Annotated in this window: 17 protein-coding genes; 12 read left to right on the forward strand and 5 right to left on the reverse strand. The window is 66.6% G+C overall.

Going from position 1 to position 14,388, the window contains the following annotated elements:
• Positions 1-30 precede the first annotated feature (30 nt).
• The 5 genes from GIY56_RS02410 to GIY56_RS02430 all read right to left on the reverse strand — a co-directional run bounded on the left by GIY56_RS02410 (position 31) and on the right by GIY56_RS02430 (position 3,531).
• Positions 31-1,065 carry a MaoC family dehydratase gene (locus tag GIY56_RS02410; protein ID WP_154763208.1) on the reverse strand — a complete coding sequence of 345 codons (1,035 nt, stop codon included), beginning with the start codon at positions 1,063-1,065 and terminating at the stop codon, positions 31-33.
• Positions 1,062-1,268, reverse strand: coding sequence for a DUF1737 domain-containing protein (locus GIY56_RS02415; RefSeq protein ID WP_328288409.1), 207 nt, complete (start codon positions 1,266-1,268; stop codon positions 1,062-1,064). Before GIY56_RS02415 ends, GIY56_RS02410 begins: the two co-directional genes overlap by 4 nt.
• Before the next feature lies 1 nt (position 1,269).
• The gene (locus GIY56_RS02420; RefSeq protein ID WP_154763209.1) at positions 1,270-1,818 is read right to left on the reverse strand and encodes an NnrU family protein; all 549 of its coding nucleotides are present in this window, start codon (positions 1,816-1,818) and stop codon (positions 1,270-1,272) included.
• Positions 1,819-1,860: 42 nt separating this feature from the next.
• A complete protein-coding gene (locus GIY56_RS02425; RefSeq protein WP_154763210.1) occupies positions 1,861-2,703 on the reverse strand; it encodes an HpcH/HpaI aldolase/citrate lyase family protein in 843 nt (280 codons plus the stop codon).
• An 81-nt stretch (positions 2,704-2,784) separates the two neighbouring features.
• Positions 2,785-3,531 carry a sulfite exporter TauE/SafE family protein gene (locus GIY56_RS02430; protein WP_328288410.1) on the reverse strand — a complete coding sequence of 249 codons (747 nt, stop codon included), beginning with the start codon at positions 3,529-3,531 and terminating at the stop codon, positions 2,785-2,787.
• A gap of 138 nt (positions 3,532-3,669) precedes the next feature.
• Between GIY56_RS02430 and mdh the strand changes: the two genes are divergently transcribed.
• From mdh to GIY56_RS02490, 12 genes are all read left to right on the forward strand, one after another.
• A complete protein-coding gene (gene mdh, locus GIY56_RS02435) occupies positions 3,670-4,632 on the forward strand; it encodes a malate dehydrogenase (protein WP_154763211.1) in 963 nt (320 codons plus the stop codon).
• Positions 4,633-4,745: 113 nt separating this feature from the next.
• Complete coding sequence (locus GIY56_RS02440) at positions 4,746-5,081, forward strand: hypothetical protein (RefSeq protein ID WP_154763212.1); 336 nt, start codon at positions 4,746-4,748, stop codon at positions 5,079-5,081.
• Positions 5,082-5,253: 172 nt separating this feature from the next.
• Positions 5,254-6,447, forward strand: coding sequence for an ADP-forming succinate--CoA ligase subunit beta (gene sucC, locus GIY56_RS02445; RefSeq protein ID WP_154763213.1), 1,194 nt, complete (start codon positions 5,254-5,256; stop codon positions 6,445-6,447).
• A 32-nt stretch (positions 6,448-6,479) separates the two neighbouring features.
• Positions 6,480-6,797 (forward strand): hypothetical protein, encoded by a 318-nt coding sequence (locus GIY56_RS02450; protein ID WP_154763214.1) that lies wholly within the window; start codon positions 6,480-6,482, stop codon positions 6,795-6,797.
• A 27-nt stretch (positions 6,798-6,824) separates the two neighbouring features.
• Entirely contained in the window at positions 6,825-7,709 is an 885-nt protein-coding gene (gene sucD / locus GIY56_RS02455; protein ID WP_154763215.1) for a succinate--CoA ligase subunit alpha, read from the forward strand.
• Positions 7,710-7,781: 72 nt separating this feature from the next.
• Positions 7,782-8,129: a hypothetical protein gene (locus GIY56_RS02460; RefSeq protein ID WP_154763216.1), complete on the forward strand. Its 348-nt coding sequence runs from the start codon at positions 7,782-7,784 to the stop codon at positions 8,127-8,129.
• A 63-nt stretch (positions 8,130-8,192) separates the two neighbouring features.
• On the forward strand, positions 8,193-8,588 hold the full coding sequence (locus tag GIY56_RS02465) for a hypothetical protein (protein ID WP_154763217.1): 396 nt from the start codon (positions 8,193-8,195) through the stop codon (positions 8,586-8,588).
• 37 nt (positions 8,589-8,625) lie between these two features.
• Positions 8,626-9,063: a hypothetical protein gene (locus GIY56_RS02470; protein WP_196053520.1), complete on the forward strand. Its 438-nt coding sequence runs from the start codon at positions 8,626-8,628 to the stop codon at positions 9,061-9,063.
• A 41-nt stretch (positions 9,064-9,104) separates the two neighbouring features.
• A complete protein-coding gene (locus tag GIY56_RS02475) occupies positions 9,105-12,071 on the forward strand; it encodes a 2-oxoglutarate dehydrogenase E1 component (protein ID WP_154763219.1) in 2,967 nt (988 codons plus the stop codon).
• A gap of 4 nt (positions 12,072-12,075) precedes the next feature.
• Positions 12,076-13,689 (forward strand): 2-oxoglutarate dehydrogenase complex dihydrolipoyllysine-residue succinyltransferase, encoded by a 1,614-nt coding sequence (odhB, locus tag GIY56_RS02480; protein WP_154763220.1) that lies wholly within the window; start codon positions 12,076-12,078, stop codon positions 13,687-13,689.
• A 55-nt stretch (positions 13,690-13,744) separates the two neighbouring features.
• On the forward strand, positions 13,745-13,999 hold the full coding sequence (locus GIY56_RS02485) for a hypothetical protein (protein ID WP_154763221.1): 255 nt from the start codon (positions 13,745-13,747) through the stop codon (positions 13,997-13,999).
• Complete coding sequence (locus tag GIY56_RS02490) at positions 13,999-14,388, forward strand: MAPEG family protein (RefSeq protein WP_154763222.1); 390 nt, start codon at positions 13,999-14,001, stop codon at positions 14,386-14,388. The genes GIY56_RS02485 and GIY56_RS02490 overlap by 1 nt, the downstream gene beginning before the upstream one ends.

The following is a 14,388-nucleotide window of genomic DNA, read 5'->3' on the forward strand; positions in this document are numbered from 1 at the left end:
TGCTGCGGATGCGAGAGGGCGACTCGGGGGTCACTCCGGCATCAGCGCCCAGCAGTCCAGATCCAGCAGTACCTCGGGCAGGTAGCGGCCTTCGTTGTCCTTCAAGGCCAAGGCCGCGCTGTCGCCCTTGGTCGCGACCAGCCGCAGCCGGATCGCGCCCACGCCCGGCGCGTCCGTGTCCGCCTTGTCCAGAACCTCGGACCAGGCGCGCACGGTGTCGCCCGCGAAGCACGGGTTGGCATGGGCGCCCGCATTCAGCGCGACGATCATCTGCGCGTTGGCAAGCCCGTTGAAGGACAGCGCGCGGGCCATGCTGATGACATGCCCGCCATAGATCAGCCGCCGCCCATCGTCGCGGTTGGTGGCGTCGAAATGGACCTTGGCGGTGTTCTGCCACAGGCGGGTCGCCAGCATGTGCTCGGCTTCCTCGATGGTCACGCCGTCCACATGGTCGATCTTCTCGCCGATCTGGTAATCGCCCCAGCGATGCGGCTCGCCCGCCAGGTCGAAGTCGTAGTCCGAGAAATCCAGCCCTTCGGGGATCACCAGATCGCCGGGTGCCACGACCGGGGCCAGATCCGGCACCACGGTTTCCGGCGCGGGCGCGTCCGCGTCGCGCTTGCGCACCATCACCCAGCGGACGTAATCCAGCACCGGCTCGTCCATCTGGTTCAGCCCCTGGGTGCGCACCCAGACCACGCCCGACGTGCCGTTCGAGTTCTGCTTCAGCCCGATCACCTGCGATTCCGACCGCAGCGTGTCGCCCGGCCAGACCGGCGCCAGCCAGCGGCCCTGCGCATAGCCCAGGTTCGCCACCGCGTTCAGGCTGACATCCGGCACCGTCTTGCCGAACACGACATGAAAGGCCAGCAGGTCGTCCATCGGACTGCCCTCCAGCCCGCAGTTCGTCGCGAATTCGTCGCTGGAATACAGCGCATGGCGCGCGGGATAAAGCGCGTGATAAAGCGCCCTTTCCCCCTCGGCCACGGTGCGGGGAACGGCGTGGCGGATCACCTGGCCCAGGCGGTAATCCTCGAAGAAGCGGCCCGGATCGGTCTTGGTCATTGTTGCCCCAGCTTCATGTCGGGATGATAGTCGGCCTCGATCTGCTTGGTGACGGCCTGGCCCATCCGCATCACGCCCTTGACGGGATCAAAGGCCATCGAGGGGCTGCCGTGCAGGGACCAGCCCTTGGACAGCGCCTCGCTGACGCGGTGGCAGAACTGCGAGGTGTCGTCCTCGGTGATGCAGCGGTAAAGGGTGGTCACGTCAGCCTCCGAAGGGCCAGGGTCCGATCCAGCCGTGGATCAGGCCCACGACCAGGGTGACGACGACCGCGCCCGCGGCGGCCATGATTTCCTTGCGGACGGGGAACGGGCCGGTCCGCCGTTTCCAGGCGCCGGCGCGGTTCAGCAACACGATCTCGACCAGCGCCCAGGCCAGCAGCCCGCCGAACAGGATGAACGACGGCAGGTCGCCGTTCGTCAGCAGGTGGGCAAAGGCCCACAGCGAAAACCCGGTCAGCTGCGGATGATGGATCCAGGCCGTGACGCGCGTGCCCATGCCGTCGGCGGCGTAAAGGTAAAAGGCCAGCAGAACCAGCAGGTTGTTGATGCCCACAAGCGCGGGCGACGGTCCCCACCAGAACGGGCCGTCGGCCTGCCCATAGCCCCGCGCCATCAGGAACACCGAGACGATCAGCAGGACCGCGACCAGCCCCTTGCCCTTGTCGCCCAGGGCGGCGCGGGGTCCAGGGGCCACGCGCTTGAACAGATGCGCCGCCCACCACAGGGCCACGCCCGAAATCAGCAGAACCATCTGGCTTTCCTTTCGCTGGATGTCATGGGCGGCACCCTGCCCTTATCCGGCCACCGCCGCAATCGCCTTGGCCCGGTCCAGCGTCTTGCGCGCGGTCTCGACATGCAGGTTTTCCACGATCTTGCCGTCCACGACGGCCACGCCCTTGCCCTCGGCGGCGGCGGCCTGGAAGGCGTCGATCTGGCGGCGGGCGAGGTCGATCTCGGCCTCGGTCGGCGCGAAGGCCGCGTTGGCAACGGCAAGCTGGGCGGGGTGGATCAGCGTCTTGCCGTCAAAGCCCATGTCGCGGCCCTGTTCGCATTCGGCGCGCAAGCCGTCTTCGTCCTTGAAGGCGTTGAACACGCCGTCCACGATCACCTTGCCGTAAGCCTTGGCGGCCAGCAGGCACAGGCCAAGCCCCGCCTGCATCGGCAGCCGGTCAGGGCGGAAGCGGCTGTTGAGTTCCTTGGCCAGGTCGTTGGTGCCCATCACCATCCCCTCCAGCCGGGGATGGGCGGCGATGGCGGCAGCGTTCAGCATCCCCAGCGGCGTTTCCATCATCGCCCACAGGGGCGTGTCAGGGATCAGCGCGGCCACCTGGTCCAGGGCGGCGGCGCTGTCCACCTTGGGGATCAGCACGGCATCCGCGGGCAGGGTCGCGCAGAACCGCGCATCCTCCGCGCCCCATTCGGTCGCCAGCCCGTTGATCCGCACGATCCTTGCCCGAGCGCCGTAATCATTTGCCAGCGCCGCCGCCAGGGCATCGCGCGCGGCGACCTTTTCGCCCGGCGCCACCGCATCCTCCAGATCGAAGATGATCGCGTCGGCGGGCAGCGTCTGCGCCTTTTCCATCGCCCGCGCATTGGCGGCAGGGATATACAGAACCGAACGATAAGGGCGCGCCATCAGATCCTCCTCGCAACAATCTTGCGTGACGCTGCCCGCTGATGTCAGATTTGGCAAGCGCAAAATTGCTGCGCTGCGGCGTCACGCCACGGCCTGCCAGATCAGCCGCAGCGACACGGCCAGCAGGCCCCAGGTGATCAGCTTGTAGAACAGCGCCTCGGGGATGATCCTGACCAGCCGCAGCCCGGCCCAGACCGCCACCAGCGCGACCGGCATCAGCACGGCGGCGGCCTTCAGGTTGCCGGGCGACAACTGCCCAAGCGCGGCATAGGGGACCAGCTTGACCCAGTTGCAGACGGCAAAGAACCAGGTCGTCGTTCCGGCATAGGTCAGCGCGGATAGCCGCAGCGGCTGCACGTAAACCTGCCACGGCGGCGCGCCGGCATGGCTGACGAAGCTGGTGTATCCCGACAGCACCCCCCAGAACGTCCCGCGCGCGGCCGAGGGCTGGCGTTGCCCGCCCGACAGCTGAGGCCGCATCAGCGCGTTCAGCGCGAAGATCAGCCCGACCGCGCCGACGATGAAGGTCACGCCCTCCGCCGGCACCACATGCGCCCCGGCCCAGCCGATGCCGATCCCGGCAATGGCGCCGGGCAGCGCGGTCGCCAGCACCCGCATGTCGAAATGACGGCGAAAGGCGATCAGCCCGCCGATGTCGGACACCACGTAGATGGGCAGCATCAGCCCCGCCGCCTGGACCGGCGACATGACCAGCGACAGCACCGGAACCGAGATCATCCCCACCATCGCCAGCCCGCCCTTGGCCACCCCGACCGAGGCCGCCGCGATCGCCGCCAGAACCCATCCCCAAACGGTCAAATCCGGCATCGCCACCCCCTGTCCGTCCGGCAGGAATGCGTCCCCCTGCCGCCTTTGGCAAGTGTCAGCGCCAACAGTGGCTTGCGATTTCATCCGCGACCCCGTAACCAACCCCGCAACAATCATCCCATTGATCGGAGGTTATCCATGGCCCGACCCAAAATCGCACTGATCGGTGCGGGGCAGATCGGCGGCACGCTGGCGCATCTGGCCGCGATGAAGGAACTGGGCGACGTTGTCCTGTTCGACATCGCCGAGGGCACGCCCCAGGGCAAGGCACTGGACATCGCCGAATCCGGCCCGTCCGAGGGCTTTGACGCCGCGCTGAAAGGCACAAACGATTACGCCGACATCGCGGGCGCCGATGTCTGCATCGTCACCGCCGGCGTGCCGCGCAAGCCCGGGATGAGCCGCGACGACCTTCTGGGCATCAACCTCAAGGTCATGAAGTCGGTGGGCGAGGGCATCGCCAGGCACGCGCCCGACGCCTTCGTCATCTGCATCACCAACCCGCTGGACGCGATGGTCTGGGCGCTGCGCGAGTTTTCCGGCCTGCCGCACGAAAAGGTCTGCGGCATGGCGGGCGTGCTGGACTCGGCGCGCTTCCGCCACTTCCTGTCGCTGGAATTCGGCGTCTCGATGAAGGACGTGACCGCCTTCGTGCTGGGCGGCCATGGCGACACCATGGTGCCGCTGGTGCGTTATTCGACCGTGGGGGGCATCCCGCTGCCCGATCTGGTCAAGATGGGCTGGACCACGCAGGACAAGCTGGACCAGATCGTGCAGCGCACCCGGGACGGCGGCGCGGAAATCGTCGGGCTGCTGAAGACCGGCAGCGCCTTCTATGCCCCCGCGACCAGCGCGATCGAGATGGCGGAAGCCTATCTCAAGGACCAGAAGCGCGTCCTGCCCTGCGCGGCCTATGTGGACGGCGCCTATGGCCTGAACGGCATGTATGTGGGCGTGCCCACCGTGATCGGCGCGGGCGGCGTGGAAAAGGTCATCGACATCACCCTGGACGGCGACGAACAGGCGATGTTCACCAAGTCGGTCGATGCGGTGAAGGGCCTGGTCGAGGCCTGCAAGGGCATTGACGCCTCGCTGGCCTGATCCGTCCCGCAGAATGGCAAGGCGCGTCCCCCGGGGCGCGCCTTTGCATTTGATGTTATGCGTTTTTCGGCTTTCGTTTTATCATCGCCCCGTTCCATGAACCGGAGGCGACCATGAACCGGACCGTCCTGCCTGCTGCCCTTTTGCCCCTGCTGCTGCTGACCGCCTGCCAGGCCCCGCCCACATCCCCCCGCCCCACGGATCAACTGCCCTTCATGGGCAGCTGGGATTGCGGCATCACGACCATGACCTTTACGCCCACATCCTATCTGCCCTCGAACGACGCGGCCCCGATCAGGATCCGCAGCTTCTCGACCCAGAACCGCGTGACGACCATGACGCTGGCCGACGGCGCGGTGATCCAGGTGCAGTCGCAGAACGACAACCGGATCGTCTGGCTGTCCCAAAGCACCGGCGACAGCTTCGAGTGTTCCCGCGTGGCAGGCTGATCGTTAAGCGAATCCTGTCGTTTCCGGCTTTGTGATCACGGCATTTCCAGCCGTGATCACAATCCGCGACTTCTTGCGGCTTTCCGGCATTTTACGGGAAAATCGTTTCCCGGCTGCTTGCGGTTGTGGCAAGACCCCCGGCAAATCTGTCGAACCGAAAAAGGGGGTCAGGATGAATATCCACGAATACCAGGCCAAGGCGCTGCTGCGTCAGTACGGCGCGCCGGTCAGCGACGGCCGGATCGTGATGAAGGCGGACGAGGCCAAGACCTGCGCCAGCGAGATGGACGGCCCTCTGTGGGTGGTCAAGGCCCAGATCCATGCCGGCGGCCGCGGCAAGGGCAGCTTCAAGGAGGCCGAGGCCGGTGAAAAGGGCGGCGTCCGCCTGGCCAAGTCGGTCGAGGAAGCCGAGGAACTGACCCGCCAGATGCTGGGCCGCACCCTTGTCACCCACCAGACCGGCCCGTCGGGCAAGCAGGTCAACCGCATCTATATCGAGGACGGTTCCGACATCGCGCGCGAACTGTATCTGGCCCTGCTGGTGGACCGCCAGACCTCTCGCGTCAGCTTCGTCGCCTCGACCGAAGGCGGCATGGACATCGAGGAAGTGGCCGCCCACACGCCCGAAAAGATCGTCAACTTCAGCGTCGATCCCGCATCCGGCCTGTCCGATTTCCACGGCCGCCGCGTGGCCTTCGCCCTGGGCCTGGAGGGTAGCCAGGTCAAGCAATGCGTGGCGCTGGTGAAAAACCTGTATCGCATGTTCATCGAGCGCGACATGGAGATGCTGGAGATCAACCCCCTGATCGTCACCCCCGAAGGCCAGATCAAGTGCCTGGACGCGAAGATGGGCTTCGACAACAACGCGCTCTATCGTCAGCCCGACATCATGGCCCTGCGCGACGAAACCGAAGAAGACCCCAAGGAACTGGCCGCGTCGAAGTTCGACCTAAACTATATCGCCCTGGATGGCGAGATCGGCTGCATGGTGAACGGCGCGGGCCTGGCGATGGCCACGATGGACATCATCAAGCTTTACGGCGCGGAACCCGCGAACTTCCTGGACGTGGGCGGCGGCGCGACCAAGGAAAAGGTGACGGAAGCCTTCAAGATCATCACCTCGGATCCGAACGTCAAAGGCATCCTGGTCAACATCTTCGGCGGCATCATGCGCTGCGACATCATCGCGGAAGGCATCATCGCCGCGGTGAAGGAGGTCGGGTTGCAGGTTCCGCTGGTCGTGCGGCTTGAGGGCACGAACGTGGATCTGGGCAAGGACATCATCGCGAAGTCCGGCCTGAACGTGATCGCGGCGGACGACCTGTCGGACGCGGCGGAGAAGATCGTGAAGGCGGTGAAGGGGTAATCGTGTGACCGGGGCGGGGGTGCGGATCCCAAATGGCCGATATCCTGATGTTGAGCCTGTGGGCTTTCGTGGTGCTTGCGGTCTGGTCGGCGCTGTCGATCTTCGCAACCGGGATGGTTATCGCCATTCCGGCGCTGCTGGGTCGCTGGAACGCCGTGCGCCTGCTTTCGCTGCTGCTTGCATTGACCGTCCTGCTGCTCTGGTTCCTGGCCCTTATCGGCCGCTATCCCGATCTTCCCTTGCCCACACGGCGCCATGCGGCACCGTTCCTTTTGCCCATCCTGGGGATCTGGCCCGCACTGGCCGCCCGTCTTGCTTATATCCGATGCCGCGCCTTGCGCGCAGGCTAGATGCAATTTCCAAGGAGTAGCCGCTTTATGGCCGTTCTCGTCAACAAAGACACCAAAGTCATTTGCCAGGGGATCACCGGATCCCAGGGCACCTTCCACACCGAACAGGCGATCGCCTATGGCACGCGGATGGCCGGCGGCGTGACGCCCGGCAAGGGCGGCAGCGAGCATCTGGGCCTGCCAGTCTTCAACTCGGTCCACGAGGCCGTGGCGAAAACCGGGGCCAATGCCAGCGCGATCTATGTGCCGCCCCCCTTCGCGGCGGATTCGATCCTGGAAGCCATCGACGCGGAAATCCCGCTGATCGTCTGCATCACCGAAGGCATTCCGGTGCTGGACATGATGCGCGTCAAGCGCGCCTTGCAGGGGTCGAACTCGCGCCTGATCGGGCCGAACTGCCCCGGCATCATGACGCCCGACGAATGCAAGATCGGCATCATGCCGGGCAGCATCTTCCGCCGCGGCTCGGTCGGCGTGGTCAGCCGGTCCGGGACGCTGACCTATGAGGCGGTCAAGCAGACCTCGGACGTGGGCTTGGGCCAGTCCAGCGCGGTGGGCATCGGCGGCGACCCGATCAAGGGGATGGAGCATATCGACGTGCTGCGCATGTTCCTGGACGACCCCGAGACCGAATCCATCATCATGATCGGCGAGATCGGCGGTTCGGCCGAGGAAGAAGCGGCCGAGTTCCTGGCCGAGCAGAAGAAGAAGGGCGTCTGGAAGCCCACCGCAGGCTTCATCGCGGGCCGCACCGCCCCTCCGGGCCGGCGGATGGGCCATGCGGGGGCCATCGTCTCGGGCGGCAAGGGCGACGCGGAGTCCAAGATCGAGGCGATGAAGCGCGCGGGCATCGTCGTGGCCGACAGCCCGGCGGGATTGGGAGAGGCCGTGCTGAAGGCCATCAAGGGCTGACACTGAACCCGGCCCAAGGCGCGCGCGTTTCCCCAGCGAGAGCGAACGCTCTGTAACCACAGGAGAATGAAGATGAAGATGCTTTCCGCGACCATCATCGCCTCGACTGTCGTGCTGGGGGCCTGCGCGCCCGAACCGATCACGCGCGTGGAAACCACCGTCACGACCAGCCCGGTCGATACCCAGGCGTTGGGGGCGGCGACCGGCCTGCCCGCCGATGCGGTCCTGGGCGTGACGCGCACCGACAACCAGTATGTGGTCTTCTATCGCGAGGAAGGCGTCACCGCCGAACAACTGGCGGATGCGCCGCGCACGATCTGCGCCAACACCGCATCGACCGTGTTCAGCGCGACTCCGGTGGACACCACGGCGCCGCAATTCGGCAGCGGCGTGCAGCGCATGACCGTCACCTGTTCGTGACGCATTTGAAAAGCCGTGCCCCCGGCCTACCTATGGGGGCACTGGCAAGACCAGGGGAATGACGTGAACCAGCCGCAACGCGCCGCAAGCTTTCCGACGGACCGGGTTTCCGCCCGCGTCCGCCGCTGCATCGCGCCCTTGTCGCTGGTGTCCCTGATGGCGCTGACCGCCTGCGGGCGCGCGCCCACCGACGACATCCTGCGCGGCGGCATCCCCGCCATGACGGACCTGCACCAGGCCAGCACCCTGCCCCCCGAGTCGGTCCGCACCGTGGCCCGGCGGGATTTCGGCTGGCGGCTGATCTATCACCCGGCCGGCGCGCCTGTGGGCGCCGACCAGGGCGCGGCCCGCGCGCTTTGCGGGCTGGAGCGGCGGCGCGTCGCCCGGATCGAGCGTTTGCCGCGCCTCGATCCCACGGCCGATCCCGGCGCGGCCATCATCGACATCATCTGTGCCTGAGGCGGTCATGACATCCAGAACACCACCCACCCCCATCGTGACCCTGTCCCGCCTGTCGGCCCTTCTTGCCGTCTGCGCGCTGACGGGCTGCATGGCACCCGTCGCGGCCCCCGCGCCGCAGGTCCCTGCCGCCCCGCCGGTCCCGGTCCCTGTCGCGCCGCGCGTGGTCGCGCCGGTGGCGCCCACAGCACCGCCCGTTGCCGCGCCCGCCGCCCCTGCCGCCCCCAGCGGGCCGGTCGATGGCCGCACCGGGCTGCACCAGGCCTCGCTGATTTCCGTGACGGGCGATGCCGACAGCCGCTTCACCGTGCTGTTCCGCCCCGCCCAGACCGACGCCGCGAAGATCGACGCCGCGCCCGCGCAGCTTTGCCGCGGGGCGGGCCGCGGCCTGGAAGACAGCCGCACCAACAAGCCGGGCGCGGGCAGCGCCATGCCCGGCGTCCAGATGATGATCGTCACCTGCAGCGCCGCCTGACGCCGCACCCATCCCCCATTGCGTCAAGGACGCGAGATCCCATGACCGACCAACCCAACAACGCCGACTTCCACGACTCGTCCTTCCTGCAGGGTCACAACGCCGCCTATATCGAACAGCTCTATGGCCAGTGGGCGCAGAACCCGGGCGCGTTCGATGCCGCATGGGACGCCTTCTTCCGCAGCCTGGGCGATGCCGGAGAGGACGCCGCGCGCGAGGCCAGCGGCGCCAGCTGGAAGCGCGCCGACTGGCCGCCGGTTCCCTCGGACGAGAACACCGCCGCCCTGACCGGCGAATGGCCGATGGCGTCCAAGACCGAGGCCGCCGCCGCGATGAAGAAGATCGCCGCCAAGGCCGAGGAAAAGGGCGTCAGCCTGACCGAGGAGAAGATGCGCCAGGCGGTGCTGGATTCGATCCGTGCGCTGATGCTGATCCGGGCCTATCGCATCCGGGGCCACCTGCACGCGAACCTGGATCCCCTTGGCTTGCGCGACGTGCCCGACCATGGCGAGCTGAACCCCGAAACCTATGGCTTCGGTCCCGGCGACATGGACCGGCCGATCTTCATCGACAACGTGCTGGGGCTGGAGATCGCATCCATCCGCCAGATCACCGACCTGATGCAGCGGACCTATTGCGGCACCTTCGCGATCCAGTTCATGCATATTTCCAACCCCGAGGAAGCCGGTTGGCTGAAGGAACGGATCGAGGGGTACGGCAAGGAAATCCAGTTCACCCGCGAAGGCCGCCGCGCCATCCTGAACAAGCTGGTCGAGGCCGAGGGATTCGAGAAGTTCCTGCACGTGAAATACATGGGCACCAAGCGGTTCGGCCTTGACGGGGGCGAGGCGCTGATCCCGGCGATGGAACAGATCATCAAGCGCGGCGGCGCCTTGGGGATCAGGGAAATCGTCATCGGGATGCCGCACCGGGGCCGGTTGTCGGTGCTGGCCAACGTGCTGTCGAAACCCTATCGCGCGATCTTCCACGAATTCCAGGGCGGCAGCTTCAAGCCCGAGGACGTGGACGGATCCGGCGACGTGAAATACCACCTGGGCGCGTCCAGCGACCGGGAATTCGACGGCAATTCCGTCCACCTGTCGCTGACCGCCAACCCCTCGCATCTCGAGGCCGTGAACCCGGTCGTGCTGGGCAAGGCGCGGGCGAAATCCGACCAACTGGGCGACACGCATGACCGGACCTCGGTCCTGCCGATCCTGCTGCATGGCGACGCGGCCTTCGCGGGCCAAGGCGTCGTGGCCGAATGCCTGCAACTGTCGGGGATCCGCGGCCATCGCACCGGCGGCTGCATCCATATTGTGGTGAACAACCAGATCGGCTTCACCACCGCGCCGCATTTCAGCCGCACCTCGCCCTATCCGACCGACATCGCCCTGATGGTCGAGGCGCCGATCTTCCACGTGAACGGCGACGACCCTGAGGCCGTGGTCCATGCCGCCAAGGTCGCGACCGAGTTCCGCCAGAAGTTCCACAAGGACGTGGTGCTGGACATCTTCTGCTATCGCCGCTTCGGTCACAACGAAGGCGACGAGCCGATGTTCACCAACCCGGCGATGTACAACCGCATCAAGGGCCACAAGACCACGCTGCAACTTTACACCGAACGCCTGGTCGCCGACGGCCTGATCCCCGAGGGCGAGATCGAGGACATGAAGGCCGCCTTCCAGAACCACCTGAACGAGGAGTTTGAGGTGGGCAAGGCCTTCAAGCCGAACAAGGCCGACTGGCTGGACGGCAAGTGGTCGGGCCTGGACCGCGAGGGCGCCGAATACGTGTCCGGCGAAACCGGGATCGAGCCGTCGGTGATGGCCCAGATCGGCCGCGCGCTGACCACGGTTCCCGAAGGCCACACCCTGCACAAGACCGTGGGCCGCCTTCTGGACGCCAAGCGCCAGATGTTCGAGACGGGCGAGGGCTTCGACTGGGCCACGGGCGAGGCGCTGGCCTTCGGCTCGCTGCTGGTAGAGGGCAAGACGGTGCGCCTGGCGGGCCAGGACAGCACGCGCGGCACCTTCAGCCAGCGTCATTCGGCCTTCATCGACCAGAAGACCGAGGATCGCTATTACCCCCTGAACCACATCGCGGAAGGCCAGGCGCATTACGAGGTCATCGATTCGATGCTGTCGGAATACGCGGTGCTGGGCTTTGAATACGGCTATTCGCTGGCCGAACCCAATGCCCTGGTGCTGTGGGAAGCCCAGTTCGGCGACTTTGCCAACGGCGCGCAGATCATGTTCGACCAGTTCATCTCGTCCGGCGAGAAGAAATGGCTGCGCATGTCGGGCCTGGTGATGCTGCTGCCCCACGGGTTCGAGGGCCAGGGACCGGAGCATAGCTCGGCCCGCCTGGAACGCTTTTTGCAGATGTGCGCCGAGGACAACTGGATCGTCGCCAACTGCACGACGCCCGCCAACTATTTCCACATCCTGCGCCGCCAGATGCACCGCCGGTTCCGCAAGCCGCTGGTGCTGATGACGCCGAAATCGCTGCTGCGCCATCCGCGCGCCGTCAGCAAGGCCGAGGATTTCCAGACCGGTTCGACCTTCCACCGCGTGCTGTGGGACGATGCGCAGCGCGGCGCCTCCGAGATCACGCTGGTCCCCGACCACCGCATCCGCCGCGTGGTGATCTGTTCGGGCAAGGTGTATTACGACCTGCTGAAGGCGCGGGACGAGGCCGGGATCGACGACATCTACCTGATGCGCCTGGAACAGTTCTATCCCTTCCCGGCGCAGTCGATGGTCAGGGAACTGGCCCGCTTCAAGGACGCGGAAATCATCTGGTGCCAGGAGGAACCCAAGAACCAGGGCGGGTGGAGCTTTGTCGAGCCTTACCTGGAATGGTCGCTGGACCGGCTGGGCGCGCGCCACAATCGCGCCCGCTATGTCGGCCGCAATGCCGCCGCGTCGGTCGCCACGGGCCTTGGATCGCGCCACAAGGCCGAACAGGAGGCGCTGGTGAACGAGGCCTTGTCGCTTGAAGGATAAGTCGATGCCCACCGAAGTCCGCGTGCCGCCCCTGGGCGAATCCGTCACCGAAGCGACCGTCGCCACCTGGTTCAAGAAACCGGGTGACGCGGTCGCGGTGGACGAGATGCTGTGCGAGCTGGAAACCGACAAGGTCACGGTCGAGGTGCCAAGCCCCGCGGCGGGCACCCTGGCCCAGATCGTCGCCCTGGAAGGCGAGACGGTCGGTCCCGACGCCCTGCTGGCCCAGATCACCGAGGCCGGCGTTGATACCCCCAAAGAACAACCGCAGGCCGCGCCCCCGTCGGCCCAGAAGACCCCGGAAGGACAGAAGAACATGAGCGGCAAATCCGTGGACGTGATGGTGCCCGCGCTTGGCGAAAGCGTGACCGAGGCGACCGTCGCCACCTGGTTCAAGAAGCCGGGCGACAGCGTGGCCGTGGACGAGATGCTGTGCGAGCTGGAAACCGACAAGGTCTCGGTCGAGGTGCCCAGTCCTGCCGCGGGCGTCCTGGCCGATATCCTGGCCGAGGAAGGCGCGACCGTGGACGCCAAGGCGCGCCTTGCGATCATCGTCGAGGGCGCTGCCGGCACGGCGGGTTCCTCGCCCGCGCAGCCCGCCAGCGGCGCGGCCGATCACAAGGGCGCCTATGGCAACGCCGAGACCCCGGTCGGCTCGGCCTCGGGCGGAGAGGATGGCGTCACGGCGGGCCAGGTCGGATCGCCCGGCGCCGGTCCCGAGGACCAGAAGCTGCGCACGGATGTCGAGGACGCGCCCTCGGCCCGCAAGGCCATGGCCGAAAAGGGCGTCAGCCGCGACCAGGTGACGGGTTCGGGCCGCGACGGCCGCGTGATGAAGGAGGACGTGGCCCGCGCGCAGCCCGCGCCGAAGCCCGCCCCCGCCCCGACCCCCGCAGCCACCCGCCCGGCCCAGGACGCCGCCCGCGAGGAGCGCGTCAAGATGACCCGCCTGCGCCAGACCATCGCGCGGCGCCTGAAGGACGCGCAGAACACGGCGGCGATGCTGACGACCTATAACGAGGCCGACATGTCCGGCATCATGGGTCTGCGCAACGAATACAAGGACGCCTTCGAGAAGAAGCACAAGGTCAAGCTGGGCTTCATGTCCTTCTTCGTGAAGGCCTGCTGCCATGCCCTGAAAGAGGTGCCCGAGGTCAACGCGGAAATCGACGGCACCGACGTGGTGTACAAGAACTATGTCAACATGGGCGTGGCCGTGGGCACGCCCTCCGGCTTGGTCGTCCCGGTCGTGCGCGATGCCGACCAAAAGGGCTTTGCCGCGATCGAGAAGGAAATCGCCGAACTGGGCGCCAAGGGCCGCGACGGCAAGCTGACCATGCAGGAAATGCAGGGCGGCACCTTCACCATCTCGAACGGCGGGGTTTACGGATCCTTGATGTCCTCGCCCATCCTGAACCCGCCGCAGTCGGGGATCCTGGGGATGCACAAGATCCAAGACCGCCCGATGGTCGTGGGCGGGCAGATCGTCATCCGCCCGATGATGTATCTGGCGCTGTCCTATGACCACCGGATCGTGGACGGCAAGGGCGCGGTGACCTTCCTCGTGCGCGTCAAGGAGGCGCTGGAGGACCCGCGCCGCCTGCTGATGGATTTGTAGGATCGCCGGCACCGCCGCCCGCACGGCGGTGCCATCCTTTCGGAAAGGACAGGCCATGCAACTGATCGCCCATTACAGCGTGAACGACTATCCCGCCTTCAAGGCAGCCTTCGACGCCGATGCCGAGGATCGCGGCGCCAATGGCCTGTCCCTGCTGCAGCTGTGGCGAGAGAACGCCGGCTCGGCCTGGGCGCTGTTCAGCGTCAGCGACGCCAGGGCTGCACGGGCTTATCTCGAAGGCGCGGCCGGGGTGTTCAACAGCCAGGCCGGGGTGACTGCCGCCAGCCATCATTTTGTCGAAACCGCATGATGACCACCGAACTGACCGTCCTGGCGCTTGCGGGCCTGTTGCAGGCCGTCCAGTTCGCGGCCTTTTCCATCACCGCCAACCTTCAGGTCGGTCCCAAGGTCGCCATGGGTCCGCGCGACAATGTTCCCCCGCTGAAGGGCACCGCGGGCCGGCTGCAACGGGCGCTGAACAACCATTTCGAGGGGCTGATCCTGTTCACGCTGGCCGTCGTGGTGGTGACGCTGGGCGGGCAGGCCAGCGGCGTGACCGGCGCCTGCGCCTGGATTTATCTTGCCGCGCGGATCCTTTATGTGCCCGCCTATGTCTTTGGCTGGGTGCCCTGGCGCTCGGCCATCTGGGCCGTGGGCTTCGCGGCGACGATGTTGATGATACTGGCCGCGCTGGTCTGA

The sequence above is a fragment of the Paracoccus lichenicola genome (assembly GCF_009708075.1).
Taxonomy (GTDB): domain Bacteria; phylum Pseudomonadota; class Alphaproteobacteria; order Rhodobacterales; family Rhodobacteraceae; genus Paracoccus; species Paracoccus lichenicola.

Excerpts from the sequence above, each read along its gene's own strand:
- GIY56_RS02410 (WP_154763208.1), bottom strand. The coding sequence starts at position 1,065 with ATGACCAAGACCGATCCGGGCCGCTTCTTCGAGGATTACCGCCTGGGC.
- GIY56_RS02420 (WP_154763209.1), bottom strand. The coding sequence starts at position 1,818 with ATGGTTCTGCTGATTTCGGGCGTGGCCCTGTGGTGGGCGGCGCATCTG.
- GIY56_RS02425 (WP_154763210.1), bottom strand. The coding sequence starts at position 2,703 with ATGGCGCGCCCTTATCGTTCGGTTCTGTATATCCCTGCCGCCAATGCG.
- GIY56_RS02430 (WP_328288410.1), bottom strand. The coding sequence starts at position 3,531 with ATGCCGGATTTGACCGTTTGGGGATGGGTTCTGGCGGCGATCGCGGCG.
- mdh (WP_154763211.1), top strand. The coding sequence starts at position 3,670 with ATGGCCCGACCCAAAATCGCACTGATCGGTGCGGGGCAGATCGGCGGC.
- GIY56_RS02440 (WP_154763212.1), top strand. The coding sequence starts at position 4,746 with ATGAACCGGACCGTCCTGCCTGCTGCCCTTTTGCCCCTGCTGCTGCTG.
- sucC (WP_154763213.1), top strand. The coding sequence starts at position 5,254 with ATGAATATCCACGAATACCAGGCCAAGGCGCTGCTGCGTCAGTACGGC.
- GIY56_RS02450 (WP_154763214.1), top strand. The coding sequence starts at position 6,480 with ATGGCCGATATCCTGATGTTGAGCCTGTGGGCTTTCGTGGTGCTTGCG.
- sucD (WP_154763215.1), top strand. The coding sequence starts at position 6,825 with ATGGCCGTTCTCGTCAACAAAGACACCAAAGTCATTTGCCAGGGGATC.
- GIY56_RS02460 (WP_154763216.1), top strand. The coding sequence starts at position 7,782 with ATGAAGATGCTTTCCGCGACCATCATCGCCTCGACTGTCGTGCTGGGG.
- GIY56_RS02475 (WP_154763219.1), top strand. The coding sequence starts at position 9,105 with ATGACCGACCAACCCAACAACGCCGACTTCCACGACTCGTCCTTCCTG.
- odhB (WP_154763220.1), top strand. The coding sequence starts at position 12,076 with ATGCCCACCGAAGTCCGCGTGCCGCCCCTGGGCGAATCCGTCACCGAA.
- GIY56_RS02485 (WP_154763221.1), top strand. The coding sequence starts at position 13,745 with ATGCAACTGATCGCCCATTACAGCGTGAACGACTATCCCGCCTTCAAG.
- GIY56_RS02490 (WP_154763222.1), top strand. The coding sequence starts at position 13,999 with ATGACCACCGAACTGACCGTCCTGGCGCTTGCGGGCCTGTTGCAGGCC.